We start from the raw sequence: 20,539 nt of genomic DNA, 5'->3' as shown, positions 1-20,539 counted from the left end.
CGCTTCTCGGTGAATCAGGGGACGACGCCGAACTCGCTGCGCTCAGACATCGGCGCCTCTTCGCCCCTGATTCACCTGCGATGCTCGGCTCGCTTGAAGGCGGACTGGTAGATCAAAAGCAACGGCAGCATCCGTGCCGATCAAGGTCCCTCCCAGAGCAGATCCCCGGCGAACCTTATCTGTCGAAACCCAGCAGCAGCGGATCATGGTCGGAGCTGCGCCACGGGCCCTGCACGTTGCGGCCCTGGTAGCCGCTGGCGTCCTGTTCGTCGGCATTGCTGTGCCACTCGGCGGCACCGCGCAGGCGCTTGGCCATGCCCGGATTCAGCAGGGCGTGGTCGAGGCGGCCGGTATAGCCGTTGTAGACGTAGCTGTAGGGATGCTCGACCTTGGCCACCTTGAAGGCATCCTGCCAGCCCAGGTCATGCAGGGTGCGGATCGGGTCTTCCATCGCGTAGGCATTGAAATCGCCCAGCAGCACCGCGTCCTTGGCACCGGTACCGGTCGGGTCGGCCTGCAGCCACGCGTGCAGCTGCTGCGCCGAGGTCACGCGGGTGGCGTTCCAGCAGCCCTGGTTGTCGTTGCGGTCGGCGTCGGCGCCGCTCGCATCGCGGCAGCCCTTCGATTTGAAGTGGTTGGCGACCACCACGAACGGCGCGCCCTGCTTGCCCTGGAAGGCCTGCGCCAACGGCACGCGGCTGTGCTCGACGAACGGGCCGCCGGTCAGCGTGGCCGGCTTGCCGACCGGCTGCAGGCGCGTGCTGCGGTAGATGATGCCGACCCGGATCGGATTGTCACCGGGGCCGCTGCCGGCGTCGACGAAGCGCCAGTCACCCTGCGCGCCGCGATCGCGGTTGAGCGCATCGACCAGTTCGGCGATGGCCGACTGCGGGCCGTAGCCGTCGTTCTCCAACTCCATCAGTGCAGCGACATCGGCGCCCAGCGCATTGACCGTGGTGACCAGCTTGGCCACCTGCGCCTTGTGCTCATCCGGCGTGCGCGCACCACGCAGGGTCGGGAAGCCGCCGCCCTGGCCGTCGCCATTGAAGAAATTCTCCAGGTTGAAGGCCGCCACGTGCAGACTGCCCGGCACCGTCGGCACCGCCGGACGCTTCAGCTCCGGCAGCTTCAGCACGCCTTCGACCTGCAGGCGCGGACGGCCCTGTGCATCCACGTGCACGACACCTTCCACATTGCGCAGCTGCATGCCGGTACGCAGCACCGGGTTGGCCGGCAGGTAGGCCACGCTGGCCGGGTCGCGGGCATCGCTGCCGTCGTCCAGCACCAGGCGGCGGCGCTGGTTGTCGGCCATCACCTGTTCGTAGCCCGCGGTACCCGGCGCGGCCACTTCGGTCGGCTGCCACAGGCGGCCATCGAAGGCCACGGTGAGCTGCCCAAAGCGCTCCAGGCCATCAGTGCCGGCCAGGGTCAGTGGCGCGGCGACGCGCACGTGCTGGCCATCCAGTGCACGCCAGTCGGCCGGCGCGGCGGTCAGCACCACGGTGGCGCTGTTGCGCGCGGCGGCGGGTGACACGACCGGTGCGACCTGCGGCTGGGCCTGGGCGAAGGCGCTGGCCGGCAGCAGCAGGGACAAGGCAAGAACGAGGGAACGGCGGCGCATCGACGGGCGACTCCATGGAAGAGGCGCACAGACTAACCCTGAAATGCGAAACCCCGCCTGCGCAGCGGGGGCATATGAGCGATCAGGCCTTGGTGGGCAAAGCCTGGTAGTGCCGGCCGCTGGCCGGCAACCTCATGACCTTCGTGCAATGCGTGGTTGCCGGCCAGCGGCCGGCACTACCGGTTACTTCAGGTTGCCCAGCATCCAGTCCACGGTGGCGTGGATCTGCTCCTCGGTCAGCGCCGGGTTGCCACCCTTGGGCGGCATGATGCCGCCATCGGGGCCGGTGTAACCCTCGATGGCGTGCTTGTAGAGGGTGTCCTTGCCCTGTGCGATGCGCTTGTCCCAGTGCGAGTGGTCCAGCGTCGGCGCCATGCCCACGCCGGTGGTGTGGCAGGCGGTGCACAGGTTGTCGAAGATCACCTTGCCGTCCTTGGTGCCGCCGTAGGCGACCTGCGAGGCGGCCTTGGCCAGTGCGGCAGCCTTGGCGGCGGCCTGCGCGGCGGCGCCGGTGCTGCCGGCATAGACCGCGCCGGTGGGCGAAATGCGCTGTTCGGTACGCTTGACCGCGGTGGGCGACACCTCGGGCGGAATCCGGGTATGGATGTAGGCGGCAAGCAGGATCAGGCCGAGGGTGATGGCCATCAACAGCGCGATCACCATGGAGAAGCGTTTCAGGAACTCCAGATCGTAATTCCGCACTCTTCGTTACCCCTGGCTGATAGTCGTTGGACCACGGCTGAGCGACTGCGTGATGAACCGAGTATAGAACGGGCTTTGCGTGCGACAACAGGCGTCACTGCTGGTGCGGCGCAGCATTCGGCCCCGGTAGTGCGGGCCGCTGGCCGGCATCTCCATCCCACCGGATAGATCATGCAGAAGCCGGCCAGCGGCCGGCGCTACCGAATTACCGGTGCGCCGATCGCGCGCAGGCAGAAGCTGCAGATCGCATCCACCAGCGCGTCTTCGTCGCGGTGTGCTTCGCGGCTGGGCGCGGTCGGGCCGACCATCGCCTCGGTGAAGGCGCCGACCAGGCAGGCGGCGGCCACATGCGCGTCCTGCGCCGGCAGTTCACCGGCCGCCACGCCCTCCTCCACCAGCCGCAGGAACACGTCGCCGAAGGCGCGGCGACCGCGCATGCGCTCGGCTTCCACCTCCGGATCGACCGGTTCGACGATGAAGGCATGGGCCAGCCCAGGCCCGGCCAGGGCACGGCGGACGAAGGCGGTGATCGCCAGCCGCAGGCGCTCGCTGGCCACCTCCGGGCCGCTGGCGATGCGCTCCATGATCGCCACTTCGTGGGCCACCGCGGCGTTGAGCACCTCCACGAACAGCTCGGCCTTGGACGGGAAGTGCCGGTAGATCAGGCCGGTGGACACCCCCGCCTGGGTTGCCACGGCGGTCACCGGGGCGTTGCGCCAGCCACCGGCGGCGACCCGTTCACGGGTCGCCAGCAGGATCCGTTCACGGACCCCGGCCAGGCGTTCTTCCATCAGTGCAGAGCGTTTGTAGGCCATGTTTTGATTCTAGATTCAATTGTTGAATTTGTATTCACTTCTTTCCCGAACCCCGTTACGCTGGGGCCCAATCGCCCGTGCGGGTGGCAGTCCCTGAAACCGCCGCCCGCTCCCCGCCGGGTGCGTCCATTCCCTGCAGTCCCGTCGTGGAGCCACCGCAATGCACGTGCCATCCCTGAACTTCGATCTCGGCGAAGAGATCGACCTGCTGCGCCAGAGCGTGGCCCATTTTGCCGCTGCCGAGATTGCACCGCTCGCGGCTGAAGCCGACGCAACCAACCAGTTCCCGTTGGCACTATGGCCGAAGCTGGGCGAACAGGGCCTGCTGGGCCTGACCGTGGAAGAAGAATACGGCGGCACCGGCATGGGTTACCTGGCCCACGTGGTGGCGATGGAAGAGATCTCACGCGCCTCCGGCGGCATTGGCCTGTCCTATGGTGCGCACTCCAATCTGTGCGTGAACCAGCTGCGCAAGAACGGCAACGAAGAACAGAAGCAGCGCTTCCTGCCCGGCCTGTGCAGCGGCGCCCTGGTCGGCGCGCTGGCGATGAGCGAGCCGGGCGCCGGTTCGGACGTGGTGTCGATGAAGCTGCGCGCGGACAAGCGCGGTAACCGCTACGTGCTCAACGGCAACAAGATGTGGATCACCAACGGCCCGGACGCCGACGTGCTGGTGGTCTACGCCAAGACCGACATGGACGCAGGCGCCAAGGGCATCACCGCGTTCCTGGTCGAGAAGGGCATGAAGGGTTTCTCCACCGCGCAGAAGCTGGACAAGCTGGGCATGCGTTCCTCGCCCACCTGCGAGCTGGTGTTCCAGGATTGCGAAGTACCGGAAGAGAATGTGCTGGGTCAGGTTGGCGGCGGCGTGCGTGTGCTGATGTCCGGCCTGGACTACGAGCGCGTTGTGTTGTCCGGTGGCCCGCTGGGCCTGATGGCCGCCGCCATGGACGTGGTGATGCCGTACGTGCATGAGCGCCACCAGTTCGGTGAAGCGATCGGCAGCTTCCAGCTGATCCAGGCCAAGATCGCCGACATGTACGTGGGCCTGGGCGCTTGTCGCGCCTATGTGTACGCCGTCGCGCGCGCCTGCGACCAGGGCCGCACCACCCGCCAGGATGCCGCCGGTGCCATTCTGTACGCCGCTGAAAAGGCCACCTGGCTGACCGGCCAGGCGATCCAGATCCTGGGCGGCAACGGCTACATCAACGAGTACCCGACCGGCCGTCTGTGGCGCGACGCCAAGCTGTATGAAATCGGCGCCGGCACCTCGGAGATCCGCCGCATGCTGATCGGCCGCGAACTGTTCCAGCGCACCCTGTAAGGCCGCCGCGATGACCGTCCTCAACAGCCAGCTGCAACCGGGCAGCGAAACGTTTGAAAGCAACCGCGCGGCCATGCAGGCCGTGGTTGACGACCTGCACGCCACCCTCACCCGCACGGCGCTGGGTGGCAGCGAAGCCGCACGCGCCAAGCACACCGCACGCGGCAAGCTGCTGGTGCGCGACCGCATCGACGCCCTGCTCGACCCCGGCAGCGCCTTCCTGGAAATCGCGCCGCTGGCCGCGCATGGCATGTACGACGATGCCGTGCCTGCTGCGGGCGTGGTCGCCGGCATCGGCCGCGTGAGCGGCGTGGAATGCGTGATCGTGGCCAACGATGCGACGGTCAAGGGCGGTACTTACTACCCGATGACGGTGAAAAAGCACCTGCGCGCGCAGGAGATCGCCGAGCAGAACCATCTGCCGTGCATCTACCTGGTCGATTCCGGCGGTGCCTTCCTGCCGCTGCAGGATGAGGTGTTCCCGGACCGCGATCATTTCGGCCGCATCTTCTACAACCAGGCCAACCTGTCCGCGCAGGGCATCCCGCAGATCGCCTGCGTGATGGGCAGCTGCACCGCCGGCGGTGCCTACGTACCGGCAATGAGCGACGAGACCGTGATCGTGCGCGAACAGGGCACGATCTTCCTCGGCGGCCCGCCGCTGGTGAAGGCGGCTACAGGTGAAGTGGTCACGGCCGAGGAACTGGGCGGCGCCGATGTGCATACCCGCATCTCCGGTGTGGCCGACCACATGGCCGACAACGATCTGCAGGCGTTGGCGCGGGTGCGCGCGATCATCGCCCAGCTCAACTGGCGCAAGCCGGAACCGGCGATGGCGGTGCAGGCAACGGAAGAGCCGCTGCTGCCGGCACACGAGCTGTACGGGGTGATTCCGGCCGACACACGCAAGCCCTACGACGTGCGCGAAGTGATCGCACGGCTGGTCGATGGCTCGCGCTTCGATGAGTTCAAGCCACGCTACGGCGCCACGCTGGTCACCGGCTTTGCGCATCTGAACGGTTACCCGATCGGCATCATTGCCAACAACGGCATCCTGTTCTCGGAGTCGGCACTGAAGGGTGCGCACTTCATCGAACTGTGTACCCAACGCAACATCCCGCTGGTGTTCCTGCAGAACATCACCGGTTTCATGGTCGGCCGCAAGTACGAACAGGGCGGTATCGCCAAGGACGGCGCCAAGCTGGTGATGGCCGTGGCCTGTGCCAAGGTGCCCAAGTTCACCGTGGTGATCGGTGGCTCGTTCGGTGCAGGCAACTACGGCATGTGCGGCCGTGCGTACTCGCCGAACTTCCTGTGGATGTGGCCGAACGCGCGTATCGGCGTGATGGGCGGCGAGCAGGCCGCCAGCGTGCTGGCCACGGTCAAGCGCGATGGCATCGAAGCCAAGGGCGGCCAGTGGCCGGCGGCGGAAGAAGATGCGTTCAAGGCGCCGATCCGCGACCAGTTCGAGCAGCAGGGACACCCGTACTACGCCAGCGCGCGCATGTGGGACGACGGTGTGATCGATCCGGTCGATACCCGCCGCGTGCTCGCCCTGGCGCTGTCGGCCAGCCTCAACGCCGCCCCGCAGCAGACGCGCTTCGGCGTGTTCCGCATGTAACCCGTGCCATGACCGAGCAAGCTCCTATGAAGCACGTTGCCATGTTCACCAAAGTCCTGATCGCCAATCGTGGCGAGATCGCCTGCCGCGTCATCGCGACCTGCCACCGCCTGGGCATCGCCACGGTGGCGGTGTATTCCGATGCCGACCGCAACGCGCGCCACGTGCGCCTGGCCGACGAGGCCATCCACATCGGCCCGGCCGCAGCGCGCGAAAGCTACCTGCGCGGCGACGTGTTGCTGGACGCCGCACGCCGCAGCGGTGCGCAGGCGATCCATCCCGGCTACGGCTTCCTGTCCGAGAACGCCGATTTCGCAGATGCCTGTGCCGCCGCCGGCATCACCTTCATCGGCCCGCCGGCCACCGCGATCCGCGCGATGGGCGACAAGAGCGCGGCCAAGGCGCTGATGGCCAAGGCCGGTGTACCGCTGACACCGGGCTACCACGGCGACCAGCAGGAACCGGACTTCCTGCGCACGCAGGCCGACGGCATCGGCTACCCGGTGCTGATCAAGGCCAGCGCCGGTGGCGGTGGCAAGGGCATGCGCAAGGTTGATCGCAGCGAGGACTTCGTCGATGCACTGGCCAGCTGCCAGCGTGAGGCGGCATCGGCGTTCGGTAACGACCACGTACTGGTCGAGAAGTACGTCGAGCGTCCGCGCCATATCGAGATCCAGGTGTTCGGCGACAGCCACGGCGATGCGGTCTATCTGTTCGAGCGCGACTGCTCGGTGCAGCGCCGCCACCAGAAGGTGCTGGAAGAAGCGCCCGCACCGGGCATGAGCGCCGAACGCCGCGCCGCGATGGGCAAGGCCGCGGTCGATGCCGCGCGCGCGGTGGGCTACGTGGGCGCGGGCACGGTGGAGTTCATTGCCGGCCCGGACGGCGATTTCTATTTCATGGAAATGAACACCCGCCTGCAGGTCGAGCACCCGGTCACCGAATACATCACTGGCACCGATCTGGTGGAGTGGCAGCTGCGCGTGGCCTCGGGCCAATCGCTCCCGCTGCGCCAGGAGCAGCTGGCCATCCATGGCCATGCGATCGAAGCGCGCCTGTACGCCGAGGACGCCGACCGTGGCTTCCTGCCCTCCACCGGCACCCTGCGCCGCCTGCGCCTGCCGATTCCGTCGGCCCATGTGCGCGTGGATACCGGCGTGGAGGAAGGCGACAGCATCACCCCGTACTACGATCCGATGATCGCCAAGCTGATCGTCTGGGACGTCGATCGCGAGGCGGCCCTGCGCCGCATGAGCCAGGCCCTGGCCGACTGCCAGGTGGTGGGCGTGACCACCAATGCCGGCTTCCTGCGTCGGCTGGTGAACACCGATTCGTTCGCGCACGCGAAGCTGGATACCGCGCTGATCGAACGCGAACAGGCGGCATTGAACGCGTTCGGCGACAGCGACGATGCGCTGTGGCAGCTGGCAGCGGTTGCCGCTGTGGCCACTACCGCGCGCGCCGGCAGCGATGCGCGCGACCCGCATTCGCCGTGGCAGGCGCAGGATGGCTGGCGTCTTGGTGCCTCCGCCCCGCGCGTGCTGCCGCTGCAGCAGGGCGAACGCACGCACACGCTGAAGGTATGGGCGCAGGCCGATGGCTGGCGTGTGCAGAGCGATGACGCAGCACCGGTGCAGGTGATCGGTGCGGCCGATGCACAGGGCCTGACGGTACAGCTGGGTGAGCGTCGCTGGACGTTGCAGCTGCTGCGCGAGGGCGACCAGCTGTACCTGTTCGGCGCCGATGGCCAGCACCGCTTCACCCTGCATGATCCGGTGGGCGAATCGGACACTGCCGTAGCCGACGCCGGCAGCCTGCTGGCCCCGATGCCGGGCAAGATCGTGGCCACGCTGGTCGCGGCCGGTACCGAGGTCAAGCGCGGTACGCCGCTGGTGGTGCTGGAGGCGATGAAGATGGAGCACACCCTGCAGGCACCGGCCGATGGCACGGTGAAGGGCTACCGCGCCAAGGCCGGCGACCAGGTAGGTGATGGCGCGGTGCTGGTGGACTTCGAGGCGGCGTGAACGATGACGCGCCGGGCCCTAGGGCCCGGCTGCGTCGGCATCCCCCGCGCGTGGGTCCGAACGTGGCCACACGTGGCCATCCGGGTCCAGCTCCGCGGTGGTCTTTGTGCCACTGCGCCAGCCCAGCCCGCAGATCGCCAACGCACCTTCGGCCATCGGCTGCAGGCCAAATGCACGCCCGGCCTCGGCTTCGTTGATGGCCGCTGTAACAAAAGCGCCCAGGCCCAGTGCGGTGGCCGACGCATACAGTGCCTGTGAAACATGGCCGGCATCCAGCGTGACGGCACGGTAGGCCTTGGCATGGATCCGATACTTCCAGAAGTTGCGCTCGAAGCGGCACACCAGCACCAGCAGCACGTGTGCATCGGCGAACCAATGCTGCCCGGCCAGCAAGCGCTGGCACAGCGACTCCAGGTCCTGTGGCTGTGCCGACAGCCGGCCGAGCTCGTGCGCCACCGCATGGTAGTGATACAGCCCCGGGGCCATTCCCTCCACGTTGCGTACCAGTAAGTAGGCCTCCAGCGGATGCAGGCTGCCGGCTGAAGGCACGTTCTTCTTCAGGAACCGGACACCTGGATCGGTTTCCACCTCGGCCTGTGCCATCAGCACCTGTTGCAGCACGCGGGCCAGCAGCGGCAACGGCAGCGCACGCCCGGTATCGAAGTTGCGGCAGGTAGCCCGTGCCTGCAGCTGCGGCTGCATCGGATCATCCTCGTAGCAAGGCAGTGCCTGCGCGCCATGTATACGCGGAGGTGCCTCGGGCGGCGGACTGCCGTAGCTGCGCACCAGATCGCGTGCGGTCACCAGCTGGTGCTGCTCCATGTCCTGCACGCTGTCCACCTCGTCCCAGCACGACTGCTGGTAGTGCAGCGCCGACAATGGCCACCAGTGACTGTCGCGTACCTGCTGCTCGATTGCCAAGGCCTGCGCGTGGGCCGGATCATCGCTGACCAGCAACCCCAGTTCCAGCAGCGTCAGGACATCAGCGCGCGCCTGCGGATCCGAAGGAAGCGGCTGCCATTGCTCTGCACTGCACTGAAGCAGCCACATGCAGCTTGCTGCATCGATCACACGCGGTTCCCGCAGGTGCGCGGCACGGACCTGCAGCGAACGCTCGAAATCAACGCCGGTACCGCCACCCAGTACGCCAGCCAGGTCGAACCTGGGGCGCTCGATCGGCTCCACCATCATCATCAGGCAACGGCGGAAATTCATGTGGATCTGTCATCCCAGGGCCTGCATGGTCGACGATGATAGCGCGCAGCCCGCAGGCGGCCATCAACTCCCCTGTACGGCAGCCGATACTTGTACTTTCCACCTTCTGGTAGTGCCCCATGTCTGCATCCCCCCTCTCCGCCGACGTCGTCCAGCAGCTGCTGGAGCGCCTGTCCCACGACGATGACTTCCGCGTAGCCTTCAGTGCCGACCCAGGCAAGGCCCTGCTGGCGCTGGGTGCCGACGAAGCTACCGTGCATGCCTGCCGCGCGCCGCTGGCGACGCTGGGGGGCAAGCAGGAGTTCGCCGAGGCGGCCTCGCGCATGAGCAGCCTGCTGAGCGCACGCGCGGCCTTCAACGTGCCGTTCCTGTTCGAGGACGGCCTGCCCGGCCTGAAGCACGATTGATCGATCAGGGTGCGACCGGCGCGCCTGTGCCAGCGGCGAGGGTTGTGCCTTTCTGGAGGGCAAGCCGCTGTGCGTCCATGACGTTCAGCGGCAGCAGCGCGTAGTCGCCGATGCTTTCGGCGAAGGCCAGGCCCGCATGACGCTGCAGCCAATGCGCCTGTCGAGCGGCAGCATCGTGGTCGCCGCGAGCACGCAACAGGTCCAGCTGCAACACCCGCCACTGGAACAGGCTTGCATCGGGTCGCTGGGCCAGCAGTGACTGCGCATGCGCCAACTTGCCCTGGTCGAATGCGATACGCGCCTGCAGCAGGTTCCACAGTTCGCGCAGGCGAGGATCACCATCCCGTTCCGGCAGGGCCTGCAGCGCGTCCTGCCGATTGGCCACCACGGACGCCTGTCCGGCACGTACGGCATGGTAGGCCGTCGCCAAGGCAATGAATGCGTTGCGGCGCGCGGGCGCCGGCTGACTGCGATCGATGGCCGCCAATGCCCGGTCCAGTACCTGCTGGTACTGCTGTTCCACAGCCGGGGCACCGGCTTGTCCGCGCCAAGCCAGTGCCTGCAGGGCCAGGATGTCGCACATGCCGCCGCGAGTTCTGCATTGCGACGCCAGCTGTTGCATGTCAGCGGCCGCCTCCGTCCTGCGGTCCTGCATGGCCAGCACCGCCGCGCGCTCCATGCGCGTGCCAAGCCCGAGCGGTGCCATGGCTTCGAAACTGGCGTTGGCTGCAGCGAAATCACCGGTCAGTGCTGCCAGCACCGGCTCCATGCCATCGCCATTCCAGCCCGGATGCAGCCGGGCGCCCCGCAGCGCGGCATCTGCGGCGCCCGTCTCTCCGCGTGCCAGCTGGATCCGTGCGACGAACGCCAGCACCAATGCACGACGCGAGTGCTGGCGGCCAAGCAATGGCTGGGCAGCTGCCAGGGCGCCGTCATAGTCCCCCTGCGCGAACAGCACCAGCGCGTAGTTCATCCAGCCGGCCGGGTCGTCCGGGTACAACTCGGTCAGCATGCGCCATTTGTCAGCGATGCGTGCAGGCGGTGCACCTTCGAAATCGGCCGCCCAGGCATCGAGATAGAGCTGGTCGCGCGCGGTCAGGTGCGTACGCTGGCTGACCGCCTTGTGGTACAGCGCCGCGGCCTGCTCCAGGTTGCCCTTGGCGTGCTGGATGTTCATCTGCCCGACGTAGGCGAAGGCAAAGGCAGGATCCAGCCGGGTTGCCTGCTCGAAGAACATCAACGCATCGTCGTAGCGCGCCGCAGCCGTTGCATCCACGCCCTTGGCATACGCATGCAGTGCGTCCAGATTGGCGGTAGCCACGGTAGGCAACGGTCGCTGGTCAGCGCCGACGTCACGAAGCGCTTCGCCAAGGTCGGTACGCAACGCCGCAACCACGTGATCGGTCGAGGCGAGGATCGAGTCCAGCCCGCGGCCGTCGGCAAAGCGCGTGTAAACGGTCTGTCCACTACGCGGATCCACGACTTCGACACTGACCCGCACTTTGCCGTTGAGCTCCAGCACGCTGGGGATCAATACCGCACGAACTCCGTCACGCAGCGCCACCTCGATGGCCAGCCTGCGGTCCAGCCGCGCCTGCGGAGGGCGCTGCATCAGCTGCAGCGTGTCACGCACCTTCAGCTCGCTGAGGATGTTGACGAAGCGCGACTGCCCCAGGCTGATATACAGCGCCTGCTCCAGGCTGCTGTCCAGCTGCGGATAAGCCGTGGCGTTGTGCACCGCCGCCACGATCACCCAATCGCGTTCGGCGAAGGCGATGGCCGGTGCCGGCCGAAACAGTGTCCACAGCACTCCGCATAGCGCCAGCATGAGCGCCGCCTCGGTCACCAGCGCGGCTGGGCGACGCCACAGCGGCAGATCCCGCCACGCTTTTTCGCCCGAGCGCGGGCGACGTAGCGGGGCGCTGCCACGCAGTCCCACCTCGAAGACTTCCTGGCGTTCGCCGATGCCCTTGAAGCGCCAGCAGCCGTGATCCTTCCAGCGCAGCTCATCGGCCGCCCAGGGCAGTTCGCTGGCTGCCCGACGCGCCATCTGTTCGGCAGCCGAAGACAGCAGGACCTGTCCAGGCCACGCCAGCTGCATCAGGCGCGCAGCCATGGGCTTGGCCAGGCCTTCCACCTCCACCGGCTTTGCGCCGTGAGCAACGGCCTCGGCACTGTTGTTCCACAGCAGCACGTCACCCACGTGCAGGCCGGCGCGTGCACGCAGGACGACGCCACGTTCGCGCCCCAGTGCATCAACGGCGTTCTGGTAGGAAAGGGCAAAGCCGATGCCATCGATGGGACGTTCGAACAGGATGAACAATCCGTCAGAGCGATCGATCAGCTGGCCGTTCCAGCGCTGCTGCAGGCCCAGCACCAGACGGTCATGCTGCTGGAACAGCTCAGCGGCGGCAACGTCACCGATCCGCTCGACCAGCTGCAGCGAATCGCACAGATCGGTGAACAGCAGGGTCCGCACTTGCGAACTCTGCATCGGGAGGAAATCCGGAATGCCGTCCATTGCCACCTCTGCTGCTCATTGTCCGTTTTCGGAGTCGCCGCCCCAGCGCAGGCAGTTGCCGCCATCGCGCTTGGCCTGGTACAGCGCACGATCCGCACAGGCATACCACTCGCTCCAGCCTGCCTCCGGCACCAGCAGGCTGGCACCGATGCTGACCAGGCTGACATGCGGCGTGCCATGACTGCGTTCGAGCAGGCCATGCACCGCGCTGAGGATGAACTCGGCCGCGTGCTGCACGATCTCATGGTTGCCACGGCGCAGGATCAGGCAGAACTCATCGCCGCCGAGGCGGCAGGCCAGGTCCTGCTCACCGGCCATCGAGCGCAGGATGTTGCCCATGCTCTGCAGCACTCGGTCGCCGGCCTGGTGGCCGTGACGATCATTGATCTGCTTGAAGCGGTCGCAGTCGATCAGCAGCAGTGCCTGCGGCAACCCGTCACCATCGGCGCGGCACTCCTGCAGGTACAGGGTGAGGCCGCGACGGTTGTGCAGCCCGGTCAGTTCATCGGTACGCACCAGTTCACGGGTGTGGGTTAACTGGTGTGTGGTGATGTACAGGTTGTCCAGCGCGGTTTCCAGATCGTGGTTGCGCCGGCGCAGCTGGCTGATCAGGGCCTGCTCGTTGGTCAGCACGCGCATGATCGTGCGGCGCAGGAAGTAGGCGACCAGGCCGGGATCGGATTCCACCAGGCGATGGAAGTCAGCCGGGCCCAGCTCCAGCACTTCACAGTCGGCCAGCGCGCGTGCACTGGCGCTGCGCAGGTGATCGCCGACCAGCAGGCCAAGCTCACCGAAGAACTCATGCTGGCCGAGCGTCTTGATCACCAGGTCCTCGCCGAAGTCCAGTTCGATCTGGCCCTGGAGGATCACATACATCCGTTCGCCGCGATGGCCACGCTGGAACAACCACTGTCCGGCATGAAGCTTGCATGGGCGGGCAAATCTGGCAAACAATGCAACCTCGGCAGCGGAAAGCAGCGCGTGCACGATCTCGGCCATCGCCACCCGGGCGATACCTGACGTCACATCACTGTTCTCGGCCGCACCCCTGCCGGTCATTCCCTGCACCCGCCGCCAGCGTCCCCTGGTGAGCCGCGGAGCATAGCACCGCTTTAAAGTGTGCGCCCTATCTCATTTTTAATGCCCCGGCGATCTTGCCTGATGTGAGGATGCGTGGTGGCCGTTCTGGTCACGGGTGTCCGGGCAAAAGTCCTGCTGGATCAACCCGATGGCACTCTTCACAGGCTTTCGGCCAAGTTGCCGGTACGCGGGGGTGCGCCTGATTGACGCTGCTTGCTGACCACGCCTTTGCATCGATACAACAACGCCGGCAGGTCCCCCGACCGGCCGGCGTTGTCTGGCCCTTCCCTGGCCACCCTGATCGCCAGGAGTCCCGGTAGTGCCGGCCGTTGGCCGGCAACCCACCGATGTTCCCGCAGTCCACATTGTTGCCGGCCAGCCGCCGGCACTACCGCATCACGCCGCGCGTTCGCTGCGCCCGCCGTGGAACTGCTCTTCCTCGGTCGAGCCGGTCAGCGCGGTTGTCGACGACTGGCCCTGCTGGATCGCCTGGGTCACCGCATCGAAGTAGCCGGTGCCGACCTCACGCTGGTGCTTGACTGCGGTGAAGCCGCGCTCGGCCGCTTCGAACTCGGCTTCCTGCAGTTCCACGAACGCGCTCATCTGCCGACGCGCGTAGCCATGGGCCAGGTTGAACATCCCGTAGTTCAGCGCGTGGAAACCGGCCAGGGTGATGAACTGGAACTTGTAGCCGTAGCTGCCCAGTTCACGCTGGAACTTGGCGATGGTGGCGTCATCCAGGTTCTTCTTCCAGTTGAAGCTGGGCGAGCAGTTGTAGGCCAGCAGCTTGCCTGGGAACTTCGAATGGATTGCCTCCGCGAATTTCCGAGCGAATTCCAGATCCGGCTTGCCGGTCTCGCACCACACCAGGTCGGCATAGGGCGCATAGGCCAGGCCGCGGCTGATCGCCTGGTCCAGGCCATTGCGGGTCTTGTAGAAGCCCTCGACGGTGCGTTCGCCGGTAGCGAAGGGCTTGTCGTTGCCGTCGATGTCGCTGGTCAGCAGATCGGCAGCCTCGGCATCGGTACGCGCCACCAGCAGGGTCGGCACGCCCAGCACGTCCGCGGCCAGGCGCGCAGCGTTGAGCTTTTCTATCGCCTCGCGGGTCGGCACCAGCACCTTGCCGCCCATGTGGCCGCACTTCTTCACCGAGGCCAGCTGATCTTCGAAGTGCACGCCAGCGGCGCCGGCTTCGATCATCGCCTTCATCAGCTCGAACGCATTGAGCACGCCACCGAAACCGGCTTCGGCATCGGCCACGATCGGCTGCAGGAAGTCGATGTCGTCCTTGCCCTCAGCGTGGTGCAGCTGGTCGGCGCGCAGCAGCGTGTTGTTGATGCGCTTGACCACCGCCGGCACCGAATCGGCCGGGTACAGCGACTGGTCCGGATACATCTGACCGGCCAGGTTGGCGTCGGCCGCCACCTGCCAACCGGACAGGTAGATCGCCTTCAGGCCCGCCTTGACCTGCTGCATGGCCTGGTTGCCGGTCAGTGCACCCAGCGCGTTGACGAACTCGCGCTCATGCAGCGACGCCCACAGCTTCTCCGCACCCAGGCGGGCCAGCGAGTGCTCGATGTGGACGGTGCCGCGCAGGCGCACCACGTCGGCGGCGCTGTAGTTGCGCTGGATGCCTTCCCAGCGCGGGTTGGTATCCCAGTCGTGCTGGATCTGTTCGGCAGTGGGCAGCTTGCTCATGTCTTTCTCCAGTTCGGTTCGTGCGTGCAGCGGGGAGGGAAACGGCGGGATACGCGGGCGGCGATCAGTCGATGCGCGCGTAGGCCGGCAGGGTCAGGAAATCGGTCAGTTCTTCGCTGCGGCTCAGTTCGCCGAGCAGGGCGATGGCCTCGCTGATGCGCGCGCCACCGGGCAACGCAGCGGTATCGCCCAGCCGTGCCGGCAGCTGCGAAAGTGTGGAATCCAGCAGGGCCGGGTCGATCGCGGTGCCATCGTCCAGCTGCTGGCCCGGCGTATGCAGCCACTGCCACAGCTGGCTGCGGCTGATCTCGGCGGTGGCCGCGTCCTCCATCAGGTGATGGATCGGCACGCAGCCGTTGCCATCCAGCCAGGCGGCCAGGTAGCGCACGCAGACTTCCACGTTGCCTTCGAAGCCAGCGCGGGTGATGGTGCCGGGCGGCCGTGCGATCAGTTCGTCACGGCCTGCGCGCACATCCTGGCGCAGCACGCTGTGCTGGTTCGCACCGGGCATGTGTTCGTCGAAGATCGCCATCGCCACCGGAATCAGCGCCGGATGCGCGACCCAGGTGCCGTCGTGGCCGGCGGTCACTTCGCGCAGCTTGTCGGCGCGCACGCGTGCCATCGCCTGTTCGTTGGCAGCGGCATCGTTGTTGATCGGAATCTGCGCGGCCATGCCGCCCATCGCATGCGCACCACGGCGATGGCAGGTCTGGATCAGCAGTTCCGAATACGCCTTCAGGAACGGCTGGGTCATGGTCACCTGGCCGCGTTCGGGCAGCACGCGATCGGCGTGGCGGCGGAAGGTCTTCAGGTACGAAAAGATGTAATCCCAGCGCCCGCAGTTCAGGCCGACGATGCGATCGCGCAGCGCGTGCAGGATCTCGTCCATCTCGAACACCGCCGGCAGCGTTTCGATCAGCACGGTCACTTTGATCTGGCCGTGCGGCAGGCCGAGCATGCCTTCGATGTGCGACAGCGCGGTTTCCCACAACCCCGCCTCTTCCATGCTCTGCAGCTTGGGCAGGTAGAAGTACGGGCCGCGATCCTTGGCCTGCAGGGTGCGGGCGTTGTGGAAGGCGAACACCGCCGCATCGAACAGGCCGCCGGCAATGAACTGGCCATCGATGCGCACGTGCTTCTCGTCCAGGTGCCAGCCGCGCGGGCGCACGATCAGCACCGCCTGCTCGTCGTACGGGCGCAGGGCGTAGTGCTTGCCGGCCTTGCCGTTGGATGCCGGTGCGGTGTACTCGAGGTCACCACGCACTGCGGCAGCCAGCGACTGCTGACCCGCCAGCAGGTTGCGCCAGGTCGGAGAGGTCGAGTCCTCGAAGTCGGCCATGAACACCTTGGCGCCGGAGTTCAGCGCGTTGATGACCATCTTCGGGTCGGTCGGGCCGGTGATCTCGACACGGCGGTCCTGCAGCGCGTCCGGCAGCGGGGCAACGCGCCAGTCGCCGCTGCGGATCGCGGCGGTGTCTTCGCGGAAGTCCGGCAGGCCGCCCTGGTCGAAGAACGCCTGGCGCTCGCGGCGCGCCTGCAGCCGTGCCTGCCGGCCCGGTTCCACCGCACGGTGCAGCGACACCAGCAGGGCCAGCAGCGGCGCCGGCAGCAGGGTGTCCTGGCCGGCCACGCGGGTCGCCAGGGCGATGCCGGGGGTGGCCTTGCTGGCGGGGGTGGGAACAGCGGAAGCGACGGCGGACATGGGGCGACTCCAGCGGTGGGGGAACGTCTCCACGGTGCCGCCGGGGCCGAGTATTTGGCAAAACAGTTTTTGCAATGTTCTACATAAATTGTGCTAATACTTGTGACACGATGAGCACACGCCCCCCGCCAAGCCCTCGTTTTTCCTACAAATCCGACCGGCTGAAGCCGCTGCGCGCGTTCTGCCAGACCGTACGCCTGGGCTCAGTCTCACGGGCCGCTGAGGCACTTTTCGTCAGCCAGCCGGCCATCAGCCTGCAGTTGCAGGCGCTGGAACGGGAGCTGGGGGTGCCGTTGTTCGAGCGCAGCGGGCGCCGTCTGGTGCCCAGCCGCGAGGGCCAGCTGCTGTACGAAATGGCACAGCCGCTGGTGGAGAACCTGGACGGGCTGGAGGCGCGTTTCCGCGACAAGGTGCGTGGCCTGGACGCGGGCGAGCTGAACATCGCCGCCAACAGCTCAACCATCCTGTACCTGCTGCCGAAGATCGTCGAACGCTTCCGCCTGCATCATCCGGACGTGCGCCTGACCCTGCACAACGCGATCAGCGCCGACGGCACCGACCTGCTGCGCGAGGACGCCGCCGACCTGGCGATCGGTTCGATGACCGATGTGCCGGCCGACCTCAGCTACGCCCCGGCCTACCGCTTCGAGCAGGTGCTGATCGCGCCGCATGACCATCCGCTGGCCAGTGGCGGCGAGCTGGAACTGGCCGACATCGCGCGCTACCCGCTGGTGCTGCCGCCGAAGCGGCAGATCACCTACCGGCTGGTCGACCAGGTGTTCCAGCGCCACCGCATCGCCTACACCGTGGCGCTGGAGGTGGGCGGTTGGGAGGTGATCAAGCAGTACGTGGCGATGGGCATGGGCATTTCCATCGTGCCGGCGCTGTGCCTGAACGAGGCTGACCGCGAGCGGTTGGCGGCGCGTTCGATGAAACGCTGGTTCCCCGAACGCAGTTACGGGGTGATCGTGCGGCGTGGCAAGGCGTTGTCGGCGCAGGCGCGGGCGTTCATCGAGCTGATCCAGCCGGAGTTGTTCAGTCCGCGCGATTACGACCAGAGCGGGCATTCGGAGCGGTGAGGGGTTGTCGGCAGGGCTGCGCCCTGCACCTGCCGAATCAACGGCAACGGCAGAGGCAACGGCAACGTCAAAGGCAACAGCGGGGATTCCGTGGGATGGCGGGGTGGGTCCAGTTGCGGGGGACGCCGTGAACCCATCCCTGGGGGCTTGTCCGCGGCATCCATGCCGCGGACACCCCCGCAACCGGACCCACCCCGCCTTCGACAGATTTCTGCTGCTGTTGGTAGCTGCTGCTCTTGGTGGGTGTCGACCTTGGTCGACACGGTTGGTCCACGCCATGCGTGGATGACGATTCCCGGCGTCGGGCTGGATAGACTGCACCCATGTCCATCGAACTCCGCCACCTGCGCTACTTCCTCGCCGTTGCCGATACGCTGCACTTCGGACAGGCGGCGGAGCGGCTGGGTATGTCGCAGCCGCCGCTCAGCCAGCAGATCCGCCAGCTGGAGGACCTGATCGGTGCGCGCTTGTTCGTGCGCAGCCATCGTCGTGTACAGCTGACGCCTGCCGGTGAGCTGCTGCAGGAACGTGCACGCGCCATCGTGCAGCAGGTGGAAACGGCGGTGGATGAGGTGCAGCGCGCGCAGCGCGGTGAGCAGGGTGAGTTGCGCATCGGCCTGACCCGGGCCACGCCGCTGTCACCGCAGATTCCGCGTTCGATCCTGCGCTACCGCCAGCAGTACCCGCAGGTGCGACTGCAGCTGAGCGAGATGAACACCCTGCAGCAGATCGATGCGCTGCTCGCTGGCAGCCTGGACGTGGGCATCATCCGCAAGCGCGCTTTGCCGCCGGAGCTGGTGGCCCACAGCCTGTTCGTCGATCCGCTGGCGTTGATCGTGCATGCCGACCACCCTGCCCTGCGCAGGCTGTCGAAGCAGGGCACGCTGTCGCTGCGCGACTTCGCGCAGGAACCGTTCGTGGCATTCCGGCGCAGCGCCGGCGCCGGCATCCATGACCACATGATCGCGTTGTGTGCCGCCGCCGGCTTCACTCCACGCATCGTGCAGGAAGCCGGTGAGGCTTCGACGCTGATCAGTCTGGCCGCCGCCGGGCTGGGTGCGGCAATCCTGCCGTCGTCGTGCGACCACATCCGCGTGGAGGGTGCGCGCTTCGTGGCGCTTGCAGACGCCGGCGCGCATTCGGAGGTGCAGCTGGCGTGGCATCGCGAGGGGGTGACGCCGTTGATCCGCAATTTTGCTGGGCTGCTGCGCGGGGCGTTCGCGGAGGGGTGATACGGCCGACCATGCAGCTTTGGTAGATGCCAACCTTGGTTGGCCCCCCTGCCAGAGCGCCGACCAAGGTCGGCATCTACCAGAGCAGCGCCGCGCCCAAGTGGAGCGCGCGTTGGGTCACGCCGTCACCGGCTGCGGGGTGCGCTGCTGCAGCGCCCAGACGATGCCACCACCGATCAAAGTCAGCACGGCAGCGAACAGGCACACGCCCAGCCAGTCCCAGGCCGCATAGGCCAGGCCGCCGACTCCGCCCAGCACACTGGACCCGAGGTAGTAGGCAAACAGGTACAGCGCTGAGGCTTCCGCGCGCATCGCACCGGCACGGCTGCCAACCCAGCTGCTGGCCACCGAGTGGCCACCGAAGAAGCCGAAGGTCACCAGCGCGATGCCCAGCGCCATCGTGCTCAGCCATGGCATCGCCAGCAGCACGATGCCGGCACCGATCAGTGCGAACGAGATCGACAGGATGCGGCCGCGTCCGTAGCGCGCGGCCTGCTGCCCCATCCATGCCGAACTGAAGGTACCCACCAGATACACGCTGAAGATCAGTCCGACCACGGTCTGGCTGAGGTGGTACGGCGGCGCCAGCAGGTGGTAGCCCAGATAGTTGTAGAGGGTGACGAACACACCCATCAGCACGAACGAGGTAGCGAACAGCCACGGCAGGCCCGGGTCGGCGAACAGCGTGCGCCAGCGCGACGGCAACTGGCGCAGGCCATCACGGCGGGGATGGAAGTGGCGCGACGGCGGCAGCTGCAGCCACAGCAGCACGGTGCTGGCCACTGCGATGATCGAGACCACACCGATGCCCCAGCGCCAGCCCCAGTGGTCAGCGATGATGCCGGCCAGCAGGCGCCCGCTCATGCCACCAATGGCATTGCCGCCGATGTACAGGCCCATCGCCAGGCCCAGCGCGCGGCTGTCCATTTCCTCGACCAGGTAGGTCATCGCCACTGCCGGCACGCCGCTCAGCGCCAGGCCAAGCAGGGTGCGCAGCACCAGCAGCGTGGTCCAGTCGTCCACCAGCGCAGTGCTCAGCGACAGCATGGCCGAGGCCAGCAACGCAGCGATCATCAACGGGCGACGGCCGACCGCGTCGGACAGCAGGCCGGCCAGCAGCATTGCCACCGCCAGCGTGCCGGTGGTCAGCGACAGCGACATCGCGCTGCCGGCGGCGGACACGCCGAAGTGGCGGCTGAACTCGGGCAGCAGCGGCTGCACCGTGTACAGCAGGCCGAAGGTGGAGAAGCCGGCCAGGAACAGCGCCAGCGCGGTGCGGCGGAAAGCCGGTGTGCCCTGCTGGATGCGGGTCTCGGCGTCGGAGTCGACGGTGTGTAGGCGGTGCTCGACGGCCGCCGTGGTTTCGCCAGTCATGGAATCGAAGGGCCGGTGGGGACCGCCGGGCGTGGGAGGGAACGGGCCTCAGACTAGGCCCGCCCATCCAGTCGATCCATAACCTGATAGGTCAGGATTGATACACAGGAAGTATCAATTCAGC

Annotated in this window: 15 protein-coding genes; 6 read left to right on the top strand and 9 right to left on the bottom strand. The window is 67.0% G+C overall.

Annotated elements, in window-relative coordinates:
- Positions 1–175: 175 nt before the first annotated feature.
- From AC13GA_RS15935 to AC13GA_RS15925, 3 genes are all read right to left on the bottom strand, one after another.
- Complete coding sequence (locus AC13GA_RS15935) at positions 176–1,621, bottom strand: ExeM/NucH family extracellular endonuclease (RefSeq protein WP_482998518.1); 1,446 nt, start codon at positions 1,619–1,621, stop codon at positions 176–178.
- A 183-nt stretch (positions 1,622–1,804) separates the two neighbouring features.
- Positions 1,805–2,323: a c-type cytochrome gene (locus AC13GA_RS15930; RefSeq protein WP_135271957.1), complete on the bottom strand. Its 519-nt coding sequence runs from the start codon at positions 2,321–2,323 to the stop codon at positions 1,805–1,807.
- A gap of 197 nt (positions 2,324–2,520) precedes the next feature.
- Positions 2,521–3,138: a TetR/AcrR family transcriptional regulator gene (locus tag AC13GA_RS15925; RefSeq protein WP_046984324.1), complete on the bottom strand. Its 618-nt coding sequence runs from the start codon at positions 3,136–3,138 to the stop codon at positions 2,521–2,523.
- Positions 3,139–3,298: 160 nt separating this feature from the next.
- Between AC13GA_RS15925 and AC13GA_RS15920 the strand changes: the two genes are divergently transcribed.
- The 3 genes from AC13GA_RS15920 to AC13GA_RS15910 are packed head-to-tail and all read left to right on the top strand — an operon-like array spanning position 3,299 to position 8,107.
- Positions 3,299–4,462: an isovaleryl-CoA dehydrogenase gene (locus AC13GA_RS15920; RefSeq protein ID WP_482998517.1), complete on the top strand. Its 1,164-nt coding sequence runs from the start codon at positions 3,299–3,301 to the stop codon at positions 4,460–4,462.
- Between the two features lie 10 nt (positions 4,463–4,472).
- On the top strand, positions 4,473–6,083 hold the full coding sequence (locus AC13GA_RS15915; RefSeq protein WP_482998516.1) for a carboxyl transferase domain-containing protein: 1,611 nt from the start codon (positions 4,473–4,475) through the stop codon (positions 6,081–6,083).
- Positions 6,084–6,091: 8 nt separating this feature from the next.
- The gene (locus AC13GA_RS15910) at positions 6,092–8,107 is read left to right on the top strand and encodes an acetyl/propionyl/methylcrotonyl-CoA carboxylase subunit alpha (RefSeq protein WP_482998515.1); all 2,016 of its coding nucleotides are present in this window, start codon (positions 6,092–6,094) and stop codon (positions 8,105–8,107) included.
- An 18-nt stretch (positions 8,108–8,125) separates the two neighbouring features.
- Here the strand turns inward: AC13GA_RS15910 and AC13GA_RS15905 are convergent, their stop codons facing one another.
- A complete protein-coding gene (locus AC13GA_RS15905) occupies positions 8,126–9,322 on the bottom strand; it encodes a putative peptide maturation dehydrogenase (protein ID WP_482998514.1) in 1,197 nt (398 codons plus the stop codon).
- A gap of 119 nt (positions 9,323–9,441) precedes the next feature.
- Here AC13GA_RS15905 and AC13GA_RS15900 point away from each other — a divergent pair, with 119 nt between their 5' ends.
- Entirely contained in the window at positions 9,442–9,729 is a 288-nt protein-coding gene (locus AC13GA_RS15900) for an NHLP-related RiPP peptide (protein WP_136639972.1), read from the top strand.
- A 4-nt stretch (positions 9,730–9,733) separates the two neighbouring features.
- On the opposite strand, the gene AC13GA_RS15895 is transcribed toward AC13GA_RS15900, so the two are convergent.
- The 4 genes from AC13GA_RS15895 to aceB form a co-directional block, all read right to left on the bottom strand.
- Positions 9,734–12,223 (bottom strand): putative peptide modification system cyclase, encoded by a 2,490-nt coding sequence (locus AC13GA_RS15895; protein WP_136639971.1) that lies wholly within the window; start codon positions 12,221–12,223, stop codon positions 9,734–9,736.
- 42 nt (positions 12,224–12,265) lie between these two features.
- Positions 12,266–13,309, bottom strand: a complete 1,044-nt coding sequence (locus AC13GA_RS15890) for a GGDEF domain-containing protein (RefSeq protein WP_046984329.1) — start codon at positions 13,307–13,309, stop codon at positions 12,266–12,268.
- A 417-nt stretch (positions 13,310–13,726) separates the two neighbouring features.
- Positions 13,727–15,028, bottom strand: a complete 1,302-nt coding sequence (aceA, locus tag AC13GA_RS15885) for an isocitrate lyase (RefSeq protein ID WP_482998513.1) — start codon at positions 15,026–15,028, stop codon at positions 13,727–13,729.
- A gap of 64 nt (positions 15,029–15,092) precedes the next feature.
- Positions 15,093–16,730 carry a malate synthase A gene (gene aceB / locus AC13GA_RS15880; protein ID WP_482998512.1) on the bottom strand — a complete coding sequence of 546 codons (1,638 nt, stop codon included), beginning with the start codon at positions 16,728–16,730 and terminating at the stop codon, positions 15,093–15,095.
- Between the two features lie 110 nt (positions 16,731–16,840).
- Between aceB and AC13GA_RS15875 the strand changes: the two genes are divergently transcribed.
- Both AC13GA_RS15875 and AC13GA_RS15870 read left to right on the top strand, forming a co-directional pair.
- Positions 16,841–17,809 carry a LysR family transcriptional regulator gene (locus AC13GA_RS15875; RefSeq protein WP_337302941.1) on the top strand — a complete coding sequence of 323 codons (969 nt, stop codon included), beginning with the start codon at positions 16,841–16,843 and terminating at the stop codon, positions 17,807–17,809.
- A 323-nt stretch (positions 17,810–18,132) separates the two neighbouring features.
- Positions 18,133–19,041, top strand: a complete 909-nt coding sequence (locus AC13GA_RS15870) for a LysR family transcriptional regulator (protein WP_482998511.1) — start codon at positions 18,133–18,135, stop codon at positions 19,039–19,041.
- A gap of 117 nt (positions 19,042–19,158) precedes the next feature.
- Here the strand turns inward: AC13GA_RS15870 and AC13GA_RS15865 are convergent, their stop codons facing one another.
- On the bottom strand, positions 19,159–20,415 hold the full coding sequence (locus AC13GA_RS15865) for an MFS transporter (protein ID WP_482998510.1): 1,257 nt from the start codon (positions 20,413–20,415) through the stop codon (positions 19,159–19,161).
- Positions 20,416–20,539: the final 124 nt, after the last annotated feature.

Source organism: Stenotrophomonas sp. 22DLJC03, assembly GCF_056861405.1.
This window is presented reverse-complemented; position numbering and strand designations above follow the sequence as displayed.

Excerpts from the sequence above, each read along its gene's own strand:
- AC13GA_RS15915 (WP_482998516.1), top strand. The coding sequence starts at position 4,473 with ATGACCGTCCTCAACAGCCAGCTGCAACCGGGCAGCGAAACGTTTGAA.
- AC13GA_RS15910 (WP_482998515.1), top strand. The coding sequence starts at position 6,092 with ATGACCGAGCAAGCTCCTATGAAGCACGTTGCCATGTTCACCAAAGTC.
- AC13GA_RS15905 (WP_482998514.1), bottom strand. The coding sequence starts at position 9,322 with ATGAATTTCCGCCGTTGCCTGATGATGATGGTGGAGCCGATCGAGCGC.
- AC13GA_RS15865 (WP_482998510.1), bottom strand. The coding sequence starts at position 20,415 with ATGACTGGCGAAACCACGGCGGCCGTCGAGCACCGCCTACACACCGTC.
- AC13GA_RS15920 (WP_482998517.1), top strand. The coding sequence starts at position 3,299 with ATGCACGTGCCATCCCTGAACTTCGATCTCGGCGAAGAGATCGACCTG.
- AC13GA_RS15895 (WP_136639971.1), bottom strand. The coding sequence starts at position 12,223 with ATGCAGAGTTCGCAAGTGCGGACCCTGCTGTTCACCGATCTGTGCGAT.
- AC13GA_RS15900 (WP_136639972.1), top strand. The coding sequence starts at position 9,442 with ATGTCTGCATCCCCCCTCTCCGCCGACGTCGTCCAGCAGCTGCTGGAG.
- aceB (WP_482998512.1), bottom strand. The coding sequence starts at position 16,730 with ATGTCCGCCGTCGCTTCCGCTGTTCCCACCCCCGCCAGCAAGGCCACC.
- AC13GA_RS15870 (WP_482998511.1), top strand. The coding sequence starts at position 18,133 with ATGTCCATCGAACTCCGCCACCTGCGCTACTTCCTCGCCGTTGCCGAT.
- AC13GA_RS15935 (WP_482998518.1), bottom strand. The coding sequence starts at position 1,621 with ATGCGCCGCCGTTCCCTCGTTCTTGCCTTGTCCCTGCTGCTGCCGGCC.
- aceA (WP_482998513.1), bottom strand. The coding sequence starts at position 15,028 with ATGAGCAAGCTGCCCACTGCCGAACAGATCCAGCACGACTGGGATACC.
- AC13GA_RS15925 (WP_046984324.1), bottom strand. The coding sequence starts at position 3,138 with ATGGCCTACAAACGCTCTGCACTGATGGAAGAACGCCTGGCCGGGGTC.
- AC13GA_RS15890 (WP_046984329.1), bottom strand. The coding sequence starts at position 13,309 with ATGACCGGCAGGGGTGCGGCCGAGAACAGTGATGTGACGTCAGGTATC.
- AC13GA_RS15875 (WP_337302941.1), top strand. The coding sequence starts at position 16,841 with ATGAGCACACGCCCCCCGCCAAGCCCTCGTTTTTCCTACAAATCCGAC.